We start from the raw sequence: 13,492 nt of genomic DNA, 5'->3' as shown, positions 1-13,492 counted from the left end.
GCGCCGATGATAGTGGACGGACGTCTGTGAAAGTAGGTCATCGTCAGGCTTTTATTCCGCAAAACCCCACAGGTAACACCTGTGGGGTTTTGTCTTTGGGGCTGCCGCACTGCGCGGGCAGCCCGTGCCCATGAAAAAAACCCCTCGCCGGAACTGCCGCGAGGGGTTTTTGTTTTAGGCTGGCAGCTTGCGCTGCTCCTGGCGCGGCGACGCCCGGACCGATCAGGGCAGTTGGCGGCGCAGTGCGGCGAAGAACAATTCGGATTGCAGCCGTTCGCCTTGTACCTGGGCGGCAACCCGGGCGGCGAGGTCAGGATGGACCGGAACCAGCGGCCTGCCGGTGGATTGAGCGAGCACCTGGGCGGTACAGGCGCGTTCCAGGAAGAAAAGGTCGTCGTATGCGTAGTCCATGCGTTCGCCGCAGACGACCACGCCATGATTGCCGAGGAAAACGATGTCCGCCCCCTGCATGGCGCGCGCGATGCGCTCCCCCTCGCCGGCATCCAGCGCGAGGCCGTTGTAGTGCTCGTCGATGGCCAGGCGGCCGTGGAATCGCATGGCGTTCTGGGACAGGGTGGTGTCCAGGGCCCGATCGGAGATGAGCGTCAGGGCGGTGGCATACGGCATGTGCGTATGCAGCACGCAGGCTTTGCCGGCGATGCGATGGATCGCGGCATGGATGAACATGGCCGTGGGCTCGACTTCATGGCGGCCGGAGAGCTTGTTGCCGTGGGCGTCGACCAGCACGATGTCGTCCGCCTGGACCTCGTTCCACATCAGCCCGCGCGGATTGAGCAGGAAATGGTCCGGGTCGCCGGGCAGCGCCACGCTGAAATGGTTGCAGACGCCTTCCCCCAACCCGTGGGCGGCCGCTGCCCGCAGCGCGAGAGCCAGGTCGGCGCGCAGCGCCGCCACGGGTTCGGCATGGAAGAGCGCATCGGCGAAGTGGGGGTCTTGGTTCATGGCTGCCTTTCAGGGATGGAAGTGGAAGGAAGCCGCGTAGCCGTCATAGCCATCCGGCGTCGCGGAACAGATCGGGCACGCGGTCCAAAGTTGCTACGGTAGCGTCCGGCCGATAGTCAGGCAAGAGCTTGCGCCCGGTGCCGCGATCGATCCAGACACAGCGGAAGCCGATGTCGCGCGCGGCTGCATGGTCGAGATGGGGGCTGGCGCAAATGTGCACCACCTCGTCGGTCGTAACTCCAAGGCTGGCGTGGGCGTGGGCGAATATCCGGCGCGACGGCTTGTAGGCGCCGGCCTGCTCGGCCGTCACGACGCGGTCGATATGGCCGCCCAGCTGCGCCACGTTGCCGGCGATGATGGCGTCGTCGGTGTTGGAGATGATGCATGTCCGGAAGCCGGCCTCTTTGAGCTCCGCCAGCGCGCCCACCACTTCGGGAAACGGGGGCATGGCGGAGATACTGGAAACCAGCATCTCCGAGTATTCGGGCCGATAGTCGAGTTCCAACTCCTGCATGGCCAGCCGCAGCGCTTCGCTGCCGATGTCCGCGAAGCGGCGTCCAGGCTGCTCGCGCTCCAGCCGGTGTTCATGCCCATCATAGACATGGAGGAACTGCGCGGGCGTGGGCGCATGCTGCCTTGCGTCGGGGTCAGACGAGAGGATGCGGGCAACGGCGGCCTGCAAGCCTTCGTCCCATTGAATGAGGGTTCCGTAGCAATCGAAGGTTAGCCACAGGGGACGGGGCAAATGCGTCAGGGGCATATCGGTTCCTTGAGTCAGTCGGCGCAGCGATGGGAAAGAGGCCCCAGAGTAGGCACGGCCAGTTAAGTTGTAAAATTAATTATTGAACTCACTTCAGTTGATTAATCAATAATGAGCGTGCCATGCTGGATCTGGAACTACTGAGGACCCTGGTCTGCGTCGTGGACGAAGGCAGTTTCACGCGAGCGGCAGGCCGCGTGCATCGCACGCAGTCGACCGTCAGCCAGCAGGTGCGCAAGCTGGAACAGAGCGTCGGCAAGACGCTGCTTCTGCGCGACCGGGCAGGCGGCAATGTGTCTGCCACGGAGGACGGCGAACTGATGGTGGCTTATGCGCGCCGCCTGCTGGCCATTGCCGGCGAAGCCGAGCACGTGCTGTCGGCGCCCCGCAAGACCCGCGTGCTGCGGCTGGGCATCCCGGAAGACTTCGACGTGTCGCGGTTAACCGCGTTGCTGGCCGGGTTTGCCACGCGCCACGCCGACGTGCGCCTGGAAACGTGCAGCGGCATGAGCATGGATTTGCGCCGGGGACTGGCCTCGGGCGAGCTGGATCTGGCGCTGGTCAAGCGCGAGCCGGGCGATGGGCCGTGCCTGGCGGCGTGGCCCGAAAAATTGGTGTGGGTCGGCGCGGCGCGGCGGATTCCAACGTGCGCTTCGGTGCCGCTGGTCCTGTTCCCCCAGGGCTGCATCTACCGCAAGCGCGTGATCTATGCCCTGGAGAGCGCAGGCCGGCCGTGGCATATCGCGTATCACAGCCACAGCCTGTCCGGGGTGCAGGCCGCAGTCGCCGCCGGCCTGGGCATCAGCCTCTTGCCGGCGTTCGCGCGCCTCGACACGCACGAGGTGCTGGACGAGGAGGCCGGGTTCGCGCCGGTGCCGCCCACGGAACTGGCCATCGTTGGAAACCCGCGCACGCTGAACGCGGCGGAACAGCACCTGGTCTCGGCGCTGAAGCAAGCCGTGGGCCACGCCGGCGTGCCCGAGCCCGCCTGACGCGCCGCGTTCAGGTCAGGTCGCCGTCCACGTAATACCACCGGCCGCCTTCCCGCACGAAACGGCTGAGCTCGTGCAGACGATGGGCCCGGCCGGCCTGGCGGCTGCGGGCGACGAATTCCACGGTGGCGTGATCCGCGTCCTGTACCTGCGCTTTCTTGACCGCCAACCCCAGCCACTTCAGATCGGGAGGGTTGGGGTCGAGCGCCGCGGGGCGAGTGCTGGGATGCCAGGTGGCGAGCAGATAGGGCAGCTTGTCCAGCACGAAGGCGCTGTAGCGCGAGCGCATCAACGCTTCGGCTGTGGGGGCCTGCATGGCGAGCGGCCCTTCGTGCCAGCGGCCGCAGCATTCAGCGTAGTTCTTGGAGCTGCCGCAAGGGCAGGCCGAGGCGGTTTGGGGGGAAGGTTTTGCCACGATGAGCGTGCCGCCTTCTTTCTTCAAGCCCGCAGGTCGTCGTATTCGGGATGGCGGCGCATGTAGACCTCGGCATACGAGCACTGCGGCCGTACTTTCCAGCCGTTGGCGCGGGCGGACTCCAGCGCATGACGGGTGAGTTCCGCGGCGATGCCGCGGCCGCCCACCTGGCTGGGAACGCCGGTATGGGTGATCGTCATGATGTCGCCCTGCAGATGGTAGTCGAGCACGCACAGCACACCCTCGACGGTGGCCGTGTAGCGGGAACGTTCGATGTCTTGCGTCACGGAAATCATGCGGATGGGTTCCTCGGGAGTTGATGAATGGAGGACGGGGGGACGGGATCAGCGTTGCAGCGTTTTAAGCAGCGCGGTCAACTGCGCATCCCGTGCCACGACCAGGTCTGCAATGCTGCGATTTCCCGCCTCGGCCTTGACCCCTTCGATGAGCCGTTGCTGCAGTTCGGGGGTAACGTCCGGCGCGCCCAGGTCGTCCCACCAGGTCTGCACGGGGCCGAGCAGATGATGCATGAAATTCTCCAGGCCGCCTTCGCCGCCGCCCAGGTTGAACGTCATGTGCGGGCCGAACAGTGCCCAGCGCAGGCCGGGGCCCTGCGAGACAGCGGCATCGATATCGGCGACGCTGGCGACGTTCTCGGCGGCCAGGTGTATGGCCTCGCGCCAGAGCGCGGCCTGAAGGCGGTTCGCGATGTGCCCCGGAACTTCCTTGTTCAGGCGGATCGGGTACTTGCCCATGCTTCGGTAGAAGGCGATGCAGCGTTCCATCGTGTCCGCCGAGGTTTGTTCGCCGCCCACCACCTCGACCAGCGGAATCAGGTGAGGCGGATTGAACGGATGCCCGATGACGAAGCGCGAGGCATGCCGGCAGCGCGACTGCAGGCGGCTCATGATGAGGCCGGACGAGCTCGATGCCACGATGACGTGGGGCGGCAGCGCCGCGTCCATGCGCGCGAACAGTTCCGTCTTGAAGTCTTCGCGTTCGGGGCCGTTCTCCTGGACGAAGTCCACGCCGGCCAGCGCCGTTTCCAGGTCCGGTTCGAACGTCAGCGCGCCGGGTGTGGCGTCTGGAAGCACGCGGCCCAGTTCTGTCAGCACGGGCCAGGCGGCCTGCACGCGGGCGCGCGTCTGGGATTCCGCGTCGGCGGCAGGATCGCTGACGACCACTTCCAGGCCGCGGGCAAGAAACAACGCGGCCCAACTGGCGCCGATGGTGCCGGCGCCCACGATGGCGACGCGGCGGATGGCGGGCGGAAGCGACGTGGCGGGATTGGACATGCGGGGCTCCTGGTTGCGTGGATAGGAGCATTGTGAAGCAAACGCGGGAGCGTTGCCACGTGGCGCGGGCGGGGGCAAGATAATGCCTTTCCCCGATAGTCAGGAGCCCAGGGATGCATGCGACGCCCGACCGCCGATCCGCCGTGCCGTACTGCTGCCAGTGGGCATCGGCGCATTTGGCCGGCAAGATCATCCACGGGGAGCTGGCGTTGGCCGACGACCCCGCGTGGCGGGACTCGGGCGCGCGCAACGTGGAGGAGTATGCGCATTGGGCCAGCCATGTCTGCGGCATGGCCTGCCTGCACATGGTGTTGGCGGCGCGCGGCGCGGGCCGCCATCCGGTCCTGGCGCTCGCGCGGCGTAGTTTGGCCTATGGCGCCTACACCGTGGACGGGGCGCGCATCAATGGGATGATATACGCGCCCTTCGTGCACTACGTGGCCGAGGTTTTCGGCCTGGACGCGCGGGTGCATGTCGGCCTGCGGACCGATGAACTGCCCGCATTGATGGGCGAGGCCGAATATTTCATGGCCTCGGTCCATCCCTGGATACGCTGGCCCGACAGGGAGCCGCCCAAGAAGGGCGGGCACCTGGTGCTGTTGACCCGCGTCACTCCCGACTCGGTGAGGTTCCACAACCCCTCGGGCGAGCCGGGCTCGCAAGCCGATGTCGAATTGCCGCTGGCCGCCTTCGACCGCTATTTCGCCGGCCGCGGCGTGGCCATCATGCCCATCGCGTCCGATTGAGGGAGCCGCGCGCGTTCAGGCGTTCCGGGCCCGGCGCAGATGGCGCGATGCCAGAACCACGGCCACCAGATAGCTTGCGGCGATGACGACATACGCCACGGGCAGGGCGTCGCGCCACTGCGGCATGAGATGCAGGATGGTGCCCATCAAGGCGACGCCGACCAGCGCGCCCGACTGGCGGTTGGCGTTCAGCGTCGCCGCGGCGCTGTTCGCATGGCTTTTTCCCGATACCTGCATGACCATGCTCGTCATCGCGGGCACGGCGATGCCTACGCCCAGATTGGCGAGGGCGACGACGGCGGCGAACGGCCAGTAGGCGACGCCAGGCGTGACCGTGAAGATGGCGACCGCGCTCATCACGGCGGCCAGCGACATGCCGCCCAGCAGCGAGGCCGATACGTTCCAGCGCGCCGACATCCGGCTCGAGATCAGATTGCCGATGGAAAACACCGCCAGCATCGGAACCAGCTGGACGCCCGTCTGCAGGGCGTCGGCGCCGCGCGCCTGCTGCAGGAACAGGCTGAGCAGGAAGAGCTGGCCGTAGGATGCCAGGTTGATCAAGAAACCCACGCCGTTGGCCGCCGCGAATTGCGCGGTCGCGAAAAGCGCGCGCGGAATGATGGGCTCGGCGTGGCGGCGCTCGCGCCGGACCAGCAGGATCGCGCTGCCCAGGAACAAGGCGGCCGCGCTCGCGATGCGGCTGGACGTCCAGCCATAGGCGTTGCCCTGGATCAGCGCGAAGCACAGCGACGACAGCGCGATCACTCCCAGAAGATGGCTCAGCGGATTGAGCGCGCGCGGCCGGCGGGGCGCGGCCTGGATGCGGCGGCGGGCCAGCCACAGGCCGGCGATTCCCAGGGGGATATTGATGAGGAAGATTCCACGCCAGCCAAACTGGTGGATCAGCATGCCGCCCATCAGGGGGCCGGCCGCGCCCGCCACCGCCACGATCGCCGACCAGGCGGCCAGCATGCGGTTGCGCGTGTGCTCGTCGTCATAGGCGTGGGTCAGCAGGCTAAGGGAACTGGGCATGAACAAGGCCGCGCCCAGGCCCTGGAGCATGCGGGCCAGGATGAGGACGTCCGCATCGGGCGCCAGGCCGCAAAGCAGGGATGCAAAAGTAAACACGCCCAGGCCCGTCAAGTAGATGGTTTTGGCACCGTAGCGGTCGGCCAGCGCGCCCGCGACCAGCAGCAGGGCGGCGAAGGTGAGCGTGTAGCCATCGACGATCCAGACCAGGTCCGTCAGGGGAACGGTGAATTGCAGCGCAATGCTGGGCAGGGCGACGTTGACGACGGTGACGTCCAGCATGGCCATGACGAAGCCGATCGCCAATGTGACGAGCGGCAGCCAGCCGGTGGCGGCGGGTCGGGCTTCCAGGGAGGAGGCGCGGGGGCAGGCGGAATTCATGGTGTGGGCTCTGCAGCTTTCGAGGGAGCAAGCTTAGGGGTTTTATGTGATGCAAAAAAGCCGAATAATTGCTTTATAGTGATGCATAAATGCATCAATCGGACTGTCCATGGATTGGGATAACGCGAGGATTTTCCTGGCCATTTACCGGGTGGGCACGCTACGCGGCGCCGCGGCCCTGCTGCAGATCGATCAGGCCACTGCCGGCCGCAGGCTGGCGGCATTGGAGTCCTCGCTCGATGCGCGGCTGTTCCTGCGCACGCCGGGCGGATACGTGCCGACGGCCGCCGGCGAACTGGCGTTCGCGGCGGCGGAACGCATGGAGCAGGCCGCCGACCAGTTGCAGCGCCAGATGCAGGGGCTGGACCATCGCCTGTCGGGCGTGGTTAGGGTGGCGACGTCGGAAACCGTGGCCAGGTATTTCGTCATGGAGGCCATCAGACGCGTGCACGCCCAGCATCCCGACATCCGCGTCACGCTGTCCACGGCGATTCAGCTGAGCAATCTGACGCGCCGCGAGGCGGACCTGGCGATACGGAATCTCAGGCCGGACAACCCCGACCTGATCTACCGCCACCTGGCGCGCAAGGAGGTCGGGCTGTATGCGTCCCGGGCGTACCTGGCCGAGCATGGCGAGCCCCGCCCGGGAACGGCGTTCGCGGGACACACGCTGGTGGCATATCAGAAAGCGCTGCTGCCGGGCTGGTCCGACATGTTTTGCGGCGAGCCGACGGGTAACGGCCGCATCGGCCTGGAGGTGAATTCCGGCCTGATGATCATCGAGGCCGTGGTGGCCGGCCTGGGGATCGGCGAGCTGCCCACGCACATGGCGCCCGACTATCCGGATTTGGTGCGCATCTGGCCGAGCCGCAGCGAACCCTATGATCTGTGGCTGGTGATGCATGGCGACCTGAACCGCACGGCCCGCGTGCGCGCGGTGGCCGACGCGATCGTCGAGGTCTTCGAAGAGGCGAAGTAACGGCGGCGAGGCCGGCTTGTGGGCGGCGGCGACAGGCGCTAAGGTGGACTGGCCTTGCAAAACCATGACTCAGGAGCCGAGCGTGTCCGATCTTTGGCGTTTGTCCGCAGTTGAGCTTGCCGCCCGTATCCGCAAGCGTGAAGTGTCCGCCCACGAGGCCGCGCTGAGCGCGTTGCAACGGCTCGAAGCCGTCAATCCCGTTCTCAATGCCGTGGTGGATTATCGTCCCGAAACGGTGCTCGCGCAGGCCGCCGAGGTGGATGCGGCCCTGGCGCGCGGCGAGGAGCCTGGGCCGTTGGCCGGTGTGCCAGTCACGGTAAAAATCAACGTGGACCAGGCCGGTTTTGCCACCACCAATGGCGTGAGCCTGCAAAAGGATGCGATCGCCGCCGAGAACAGTCCGGTCGTGGACAACCTGCGGCGCGCGGGCGCGGTCATCCTGGGGCGCACCAATACGCCGGCGTTTTCGCTGCGCTGGTTCACGAGCAACCGGCTGCATGGCGACACGCTGAACCCGCGCAATCCGGCGTTGACGCCGGGAGGCTCGTCGGGCGGCGCGGCCTCCGCGGTGGCCGCCGGTATCGGGCATCTGGCGCACGGCACCGATATCGCGGGGTCCATCCGCTACCCCGCCTATGCCTGCGGCGTCCACGGGCTGCGGCCGTCCCTGGGGCGTGTGGCCGCGTATAACTCGGCGTTGCCCGAACGCTCCATCGGCGCGCAGCTGACCGCCGTGTCGGGGCCCCTGGGGCGCAGCATCGCCGATCTGCGGTTGGGGCTGGCCGCGCTCGCTGCGCCGGATCCCCGCGATCCCTGGTGGGTTCCGGCGCCCTTGACCGGGCCCGAGGCGCCGCGCCGGGCCGCGCTGTGCCTGAATCCCGACGGCATGGACACCGAACCCGCCGTGGTCAAGGCTTTGCAGGAGGCGGCGCGCAGGCTGAGCGAGGCTGGCTGGACGGTGGACACCCTGGATTCGCTGCCGCCGATGCAGGAGGCGGCCGAATTGCAGATCCGCATGTGGCTGGCGGACGGCTACGAGGCGATGGTCGCCGCCGCCGAGAAAGAAGGTGACCGCGGGGCGCTTGTCGCCCTGGCGGGCCAGCGTGGCAAGGCGGCCGGCGCCGACCTGGCCGGTTTTTCCGCGGTGCTGACGCGTCGCGCCACGCTCACGCGCAGGTGGGAATTGTTCTTTGTCGATCATCCGGTGCTGCTGCTGCCGGTATCTGCCGAGCTTCCCTTCCCGGACAAGCTCGACCTGCAGGGCGACGAGGCCTACGCCCGCGTCTGGCGCGCGCAAATGACGCAGATCGGCGTGCCGTTCATGGGATTGCCCGGCCTGACGGTCGCCATGGGGACGGCCATGAGCGGCGCGGGCCCCAGCCCGGTTGGCGTGCAGGTCGTGGCGGGACGCTACCGCGAGGACCTGTGCCTGGCGGTCGGCGAGATCCTGGAGGCGGCCGGCGAGGCCGTCGGCATCGCCGAGCCCGTGGCCCGTTAGAGGGCGGCAGGCCCAAGGCCTGCCTGCAATCTACGTGGCCTGCTTGCTGAAGCGCAGGCGCAGGACGCCGAGGTCGCCGTAGGCGAGTTCGACGTCACGGTTGGCGGGCACGTCCAGGAAACCGGCGTACGAGCCGGTGATGACGTGCTGGCCGGCCCGCAGCCCCAGCCCTTGTTCGCGCAGGAAATTGGCCAGCCAGTACAACCCGGCCTTCGGCTGGTCGTTCGGATGGATGCCCGCGTGCTGCTCGATTTCCTCCCCGTCCACGGACAAGATGATGCTCATGCTGCCGGGGGCGGAATGGGGCGAGGCGATGCGTGGGCCCAGGACCAGCCCCAGGTTGAACATATGGTCGGCCAGGAGTTCCGGCAGGCTGGCGTGTTCCGGGGAGGCGTAGCGGCAGCCCAGGACTTCCAGGGCCAGGCGCGCGCCGGCGATCGCGGCGTCGATCTCGGCTTGCGTGTAGGGCTCGGCGCGCGCGGGCAGGTCCCGGGCGATCTCGAACGCGATTTCGGGTTCGATGCGCAGCACGTCGGTCCGCGCGGCGATCGGGCCGGCCTCGGCATAGGCGACCGTGGAGGCGTAAATGGGAGCGACGACGGTTTTCTCGGGCGAAGGCAGCGCGCTTTTCCAGGCGGCGATGCCGTCCTGGCGCCGTTCCAGCAGCAGCTGCGCGGTGCGTTGCTGCACGGCAAAGGCCTGGCCGAGCGACTGCGGGCGGTACTCGGCGGGCAGGCGGGGACCGGCTACGCCGGATTCGCGCGCCGCGACCAGATAGCGGGCCGCCTCGAGGCAGCCGGGATAGTCTTCGATTCTGATCTGCATGCGCTCAGACTCCGAGATACAGCATGACCCACAGGGTGACCATCGCGATCAGCCCCAGCCAGCAAGAGCCCCAGAAGCCGACGATCGGCCATTTCACGGACAGCGGCGTTTTCTTCGGATCGACGTGGCCCAGCAGGTCGTTGGCGTTGCCGATCAGCGAGAACCGGGTGCCCGGGAACATCAGGCGGAAGAAATAGTCGAGCGTGATCGCGGCCCGTATCGCCAGCGGATACTGGGCGAAAGTGCGGTGTTGCAGGTAGGGATGCTTCAGCGTGGCGTTGATCTGCTTGCTCTTGACGAAGAAGAGGACGATGCCGCTGATCGAGCAGGTAATGAAGCACAACACGAAAAGGCTGAAGGCCATGGAAATGGCGGCTGAATGCATGGGGGATCTCGGGTTGCGCGGCGGGCCGCGTTCGGATGACAAGAAAGCCGGAAGAAAATGCCTGGCCGTATTGTAGAAGGCTGGCCGCAGCCCCGTGTTCAGGGCTGCGTCAGGCGCGCCTCGTGCGCCTTAGCCGCGGACCTGGCCTTCGCCGCTCAAGACCCACTTCAGCGTGGTCAGGCCTTCCAGGCCGACCGGGCCCCGGGCGTGCAGCCGGTTCGTGGAAATGCCGATTTCGGCGCCCAGGCCGTACTCGAAGCCATCCGCGAAGCAGGTGGGCAGGTTGACGTAGACCGAGCTGGAGTCGACCTCGCGCTGGAAGCGCTGCGCGGCGGACAGGTCCTCGGTGACGATGGCGTCGGTGTGGCCGGAGCCCCAGCGCGCGATGTGTTCGATGGCGTCGTCCAGCGAATCGACGATGCGCACAGCCAGGATGGGGCCCAGGTACTCCGTTGCCCAATCTTCTTCGGTGGCCGGCTTGGCGTGCGGCAGCAGCGCCAGCGTGCGGGGGCAGCCGCGCAGTTCGACGCCGTGTTCGGCGAAATCCGCGGCCAGGCTGGGCAGGATGGAAACCGCGGCCACTGCGTCGACCAGCAGGGTTTCCATGGCGCCGCAGATGCCATAGCGGTAGGTCTTGGCGTTGAGGGCGATGGCGTGGGCCTTGTCCGGATCCGCCGCCGCGTCGATATAGACGTGGCAATTGCCGTCCAGGTGCTTGATCAGCGGCACGCGGGCTTCCTGCGCCAGGCGGGCGATCAGGCCCTTGCCGCCGCGGGGCACGATGACGTCGATGTGCTCGGTCATGGTGATGAGCTTGCCGACGGCGGCGCGGTCGGCGGTGGCCACGACCTGCACGGCGTCTTGCGGCAGGCCGGCGGCGGCCAGGCCCTTTTGCACGATGCGGCCCAGCGCGACGTTGGAGTGCAGGGCCTCGCTGCCGCCGCGCAGGATGGCGGCGTTGCCTGACTTCAGGCACAGGGCCGCGGCGTCGATCGTCACGTTGGGGCGGGATTCGTAGATGATGCCGATCACGCCCAGCGGCACGCGCATCTGGGCGACGCGCATGCCGTTGGGGCGCACCGTGGTGGCGGTAATGCTTCCGATCGGGTCCGGCAGGGCGGCGATCTGGCGCAGGCCTTCGGCCATGTGCGCGAGCGTCTTGTCCGACAGGGTCAGACGGTCCAGCAGCGCGGGCTCCAGCCCATTGGCGCGGGCGGCGGAGACGTCTTTCTCGTTGGCGGCCTTGAGTTCGTCATGGCTGGCGGCGAGCGCGTCGGCCATGGCCAGCAGGGCCTGGTTCTTGGCGGCGCCGGTGGCGCGCATCATGGCGCGGGAGGCGCGGCGGGCATTCTCACCCAGGGTGAGCATGGCTTGTTCGATGGAGGACGAGGACATGGCGGCGTCGATCATGGAGTATGGGGCGGCATGCTGGCCGCCTGGAGAATCAGTTTATATCCGGCACGTGGCCGGCGGTGGGAGGGGCGGAGGCGGCGGCTATGCCGCCTTCACGGTCGTCCGCCAGCGGCGGCCACGCGCAGCGCGAGCCGCGTCATTTCTTCCCAGGGATCGGACAGGCGGCCCGGCACGGACAGGCCCTTGATCAGGCGGTCCACTTCGTGCGCGTGCTGCACCGCGGCCGGCCAGACGTTCGGCTGCACCCGGCCCAAGGCCTGCAGGGCAAGGCGTTCATGCGCGCCGAAAATGCGCAGGCGGCGCATCAGCCCGTTCACGTCCTGCCCCAGGGCGCGGGCTTCCGCTACGCGGGCCAGCAGGCGGATTTCCTCGCCCACCGCCCACAGCACCAGGGGCAGGGCCTCGCCTTCGGCGCGCAGTCCGTCGATCATGCGGATGGTGCGGCCCGTATCGCCGGCGAGCATGGCGTCGCGCAGCCCGAAGACGTCGTAGCGCGCCACGTTCAGCACCGCGCGCTCCACGTCCTCGGCCGCCAACTGGCCCTCCGGGTAGAGCAGCCCCAGCTTCTGGATTTCCTGGTGGGCGGCCAGCAGGTTGCCTTCGACCTTGTCCGCCATCCATTGGAGCGTGGCGTTGTCGGCCCGCTGGTTCTGGCGCGCGAGGCGCATGCCGATCCAGGCGGGCAGGCGGCCACGTTCGATGCTGGCGATGTCGACCATCATCCCGCCGCGGCTCAATGCCTGCGCCCAGCGGCTGTCGCGCGTGGCCTTGTCCAGGCGGGGCAGCGAGATCAGGACGAGCGTATCCGGGTCGGCCTGCTTCTCTGCCAGCTCGGCCAGCCGGGACAGCGTGTCGGCGCCGGCCTTGCCGGGCTTGCCGGTCGGGATCTTGATTTCGAGAATGCGGCGGTCGCCGAAGAGCGACACGCTTTGCGTGGCGGCGGTGACGGAGCTCCAGTCGCTGCGGGCGTCCATCACCATGGACAGCCGGTCGGTGTAGCCGGCGTTGCGGGCCGAGGCCCGCAGCACGTCCACCGCCTCGGTCACCAGCAGGGGCTCGTCGCCCGACACCGTATACAGCGGCGCCAGCCGGTTGCCCGGCCGTTGCAGGTGTTCGGCCAGGCGGTCCGCGTCCAGGGACTGTGCCATTTAGCGCACGTTGGCCGGATCGGTGGTGGACGGCGTGTGCCAGGGCGACGGCGTGCGCTGCGGCTCGGGAGCGTTCGGGTCGTACAGCGGGGTTTCGCCGTCCTCGCCGCGCTGCTCGGCGTTCTCGAAGGCGGTGCGCACCTCGGGGGCGGTCAGGCGGCGCAGCAGGCGGGACACGAGGTCGCGCTGCATGGCTCGGTACAACGTTTCGATCTGGCCCTGCTTGGCCTGCACGACCTGGTCGTCGTAGGGCATTTCGCGGTAGATCGACAGCGTCGTGTCCGGGATCACCGCACGGCCCTTGGCGTCGATGAGACGGAACGTGTAGTTGATGCCGAGTTCGTATTCCTCGACACGGCCCTGGGCGTTCAGCGAGACCTCGCGCAAGGTCCGGGCATCGGAGACTTGCTGGAGGATGGCCTGCGCGCCCTTGATGTTGTCCACCAGCTTGGTGTCGGGCGACGCCGCGCGCACCGCGCGGCGCACGTCGGCGCCGAACTGGGTGTTGTCGGGGATTCCGATGTACAGCGTATCGAACGGCAGCGGCGTGACTCCCCGCAAGGCGAAGCCGCAGGCGGAGAGCAGCATGAACAGCGCCAGGCAGGCGCCGCGCAGCAGCCACGTTTGGCGGGGGAAGTGCGTTTGTTGCCCGGCGAAGTGCAT

At 67.7% G+C, this 13,492-nt stretch carries 15 protein-coding genes; 4 read left to right on the top strand and 11 right to left on the bottom strand.

Going from position 1 to position 13,492, the window contains the following annotated elements:
• Positions 1–222: 222 nt before the first annotated feature.
• Entirely contained in the window at positions 223–963 is a 741-nt protein-coding gene (locus ACN6PJ_RS11845) for an aldolase (protein WP_427996048.1), read from the bottom strand.
• A gap of 43 nt (positions 964–1,006) precedes the next feature.
• Positions 1,007–1,723: a haloacid dehalogenase type II gene (locus ACN6PJ_RS11840; protein ID WP_427996047.1), complete on the bottom strand. Its 717-nt coding sequence runs from the start codon at positions 1,721–1,723 to the stop codon at positions 1,007–1,009.
• Positions 1,724–1,845: 122 nt separating this feature from the next.
• On the opposite strand from ACN6PJ_RS11840, the gene ACN6PJ_RS11835 reads away from it, so the two are divergent.
• Positions 1,846–2,715 carry a LysR substrate-binding domain-containing protein gene (locus tag ACN6PJ_RS11835; protein ID WP_427996046.1) on the top strand — a complete coding sequence of 290 codons (870 nt, stop codon included), beginning with the start codon at positions 1,846–1,848 and terminating at the stop codon, positions 2,713–2,715.
• Between the two features lie 10 nt (positions 2,716–2,725).
• Here the strand turns inward: ACN6PJ_RS11835 and ACN6PJ_RS11830 are convergent, their stop codons facing one another.
• Genes ACN6PJ_RS11830 through ACN6PJ_RS11820 form a run of 3 tightly spaced genes read right to left on the bottom strand, consistent with a single transcriptional unit; the run spans position 2,726 to position 4,425 of the window.
• On the bottom strand, positions 2,726–3,130 hold the full coding sequence (locus ACN6PJ_RS11830) for a YchJ family protein (protein WP_427996045.1): 405 nt from the start codon (positions 3,128–3,130) through the stop codon (positions 2,726–2,728).
• 23 nt (positions 3,131–3,153) lie between these two features.
• Positions 3,154–3,426, bottom strand: a complete 273-nt coding sequence (locus ACN6PJ_RS11825) for a GNAT family N-acetyltransferase (RefSeq protein WP_427996044.1) — start codon at positions 3,424–3,426, stop codon at positions 3,154–3,156.
• A gap of 48 nt (positions 3,427–3,474) precedes the next feature.
• Positions 3,475–4,425 carry a 3-hydroxyacyl-CoA dehydrogenase NAD-binding domain-containing protein gene (locus tag ACN6PJ_RS11820; protein WP_427996043.1) on the bottom strand — a complete coding sequence of 317 codons (951 nt, stop codon included), beginning with the start codon at positions 4,423–4,425 and terminating at the stop codon, positions 3,475–3,477.
• Between the two features lie 113 nt (positions 4,426–4,538).
• Here ACN6PJ_RS11820 and ACN6PJ_RS11815 point away from each other — a divergent pair, with 113 nt between their 5' ends.
• Complete coding sequence (locus tag ACN6PJ_RS11815) at positions 4,539–5,171, top strand: hypothetical protein (RefSeq protein ID WP_427996042.1); 633 nt, start codon at positions 4,539–4,541, stop codon at positions 5,169–5,171.
• 15 nt (positions 5,172–5,186) lie between these two features.
• On the opposite strand, the gene ACN6PJ_RS11810 is transcribed toward ACN6PJ_RS11815, so the two are convergent.
• On the bottom strand, positions 5,187–6,581 hold the full coding sequence (locus tag ACN6PJ_RS11810; RefSeq protein ID WP_427996041.1) for an MFS transporter: 1,395 nt from the start codon (positions 6,579–6,581) through the stop codon (positions 5,187–5,189).
• A gap of 109 nt (positions 6,582–6,690) precedes the next feature.
• On the opposite strand from ACN6PJ_RS11810, the gene ACN6PJ_RS11805 reads away from it, so the two are divergent.
• Together ACN6PJ_RS11805 and ACN6PJ_RS11800 are read left to right on the top strand one after the other, a co-directional pair.
• Positions 6,691–7,560: a LysR family transcriptional regulator gene (locus tag ACN6PJ_RS11805; RefSeq protein ID WP_427996040.1), complete on the top strand. Its 870-nt coding sequence runs from the start codon at positions 6,691–6,693 to the stop codon at positions 7,558–7,560.
• 82 nt (positions 7,561–7,642) lie between these two features.
• Entirely contained in the window at positions 7,643–9,058 is a 1,416-nt protein-coding gene (locus ACN6PJ_RS11800; RefSeq protein WP_427996039.1) for an amidase family protein, read from the top strand.
• Positions 9,059–9,088: 30 nt separating this feature from the next.
• Here ACN6PJ_RS11800 and ACN6PJ_RS11795 read toward each other — a convergent pair whose 3' ends face one another.
• The 5 genes from ACN6PJ_RS11795 to lptE all read right to left on the bottom strand — a co-directional run bounded on the left by ACN6PJ_RS11795 (position 9,089) and on the right by lptE (position 13,492).
• Positions 9,089–9,883 carry a 2-keto-4-pentenoate hydratase gene (locus ACN6PJ_RS11795; protein ID WP_427996038.1) on the bottom strand — a complete coding sequence of 265 codons (795 nt, stop codon included), beginning with the start codon at positions 9,881–9,883 and terminating at the stop codon, positions 9,089–9,091.
• 4 nt (positions 9,884–9,887) lie between these two features.
• Positions 9,888–10,268 carry a hypothetical protein gene (locus tag ACN6PJ_RS11790; protein ID WP_427996037.1) on the bottom strand — a complete coding sequence of 127 codons (381 nt, stop codon included), beginning with the start codon at positions 10,266–10,268 and terminating at the stop codon, positions 9,888–9,890.
• A 129-nt stretch (positions 10,269–10,397) separates the two neighbouring features.
• Entirely contained in the window at positions 10,398–11,678 is a 1,281-nt protein-coding gene (locus tag ACN6PJ_RS11785; protein ID WP_427996036.1) for a glutamate-5-semialdehyde dehydrogenase, read from the bottom strand.
• Positions 11,679–11,773: 95 nt separating this feature from the next.
• Complete coding sequence (holA, locus tag ACN6PJ_RS11780) at positions 11,774–12,829, bottom strand: DNA polymerase III subunit delta (protein ID WP_427996035.1); 1,056 nt, start codon at positions 12,827–12,829, stop codon at positions 11,774–11,776.
• Entirely contained in the window at positions 12,830–13,492 is a 663-nt protein-coding gene (gene lptE, locus ACN6PJ_RS11775) for an LPS assembly lipoprotein LptE (protein WP_427996034.1), read from the bottom strand. It abuts the gene before it with no gap.

The organism is Achromobacter sp. (assembly GCF_050285585.1).
Taxonomy (GTDB): Bacteria; Pseudomonadota; Gammaproteobacteria; order Burkholderiales; family Burkholderiaceae_B; genus Achromobacter.
The sequence above is the reverse complement of the archived record's forward strand: the minus strand, read 5'-3'. Positions and strand labels throughout refer to the sequence as shown.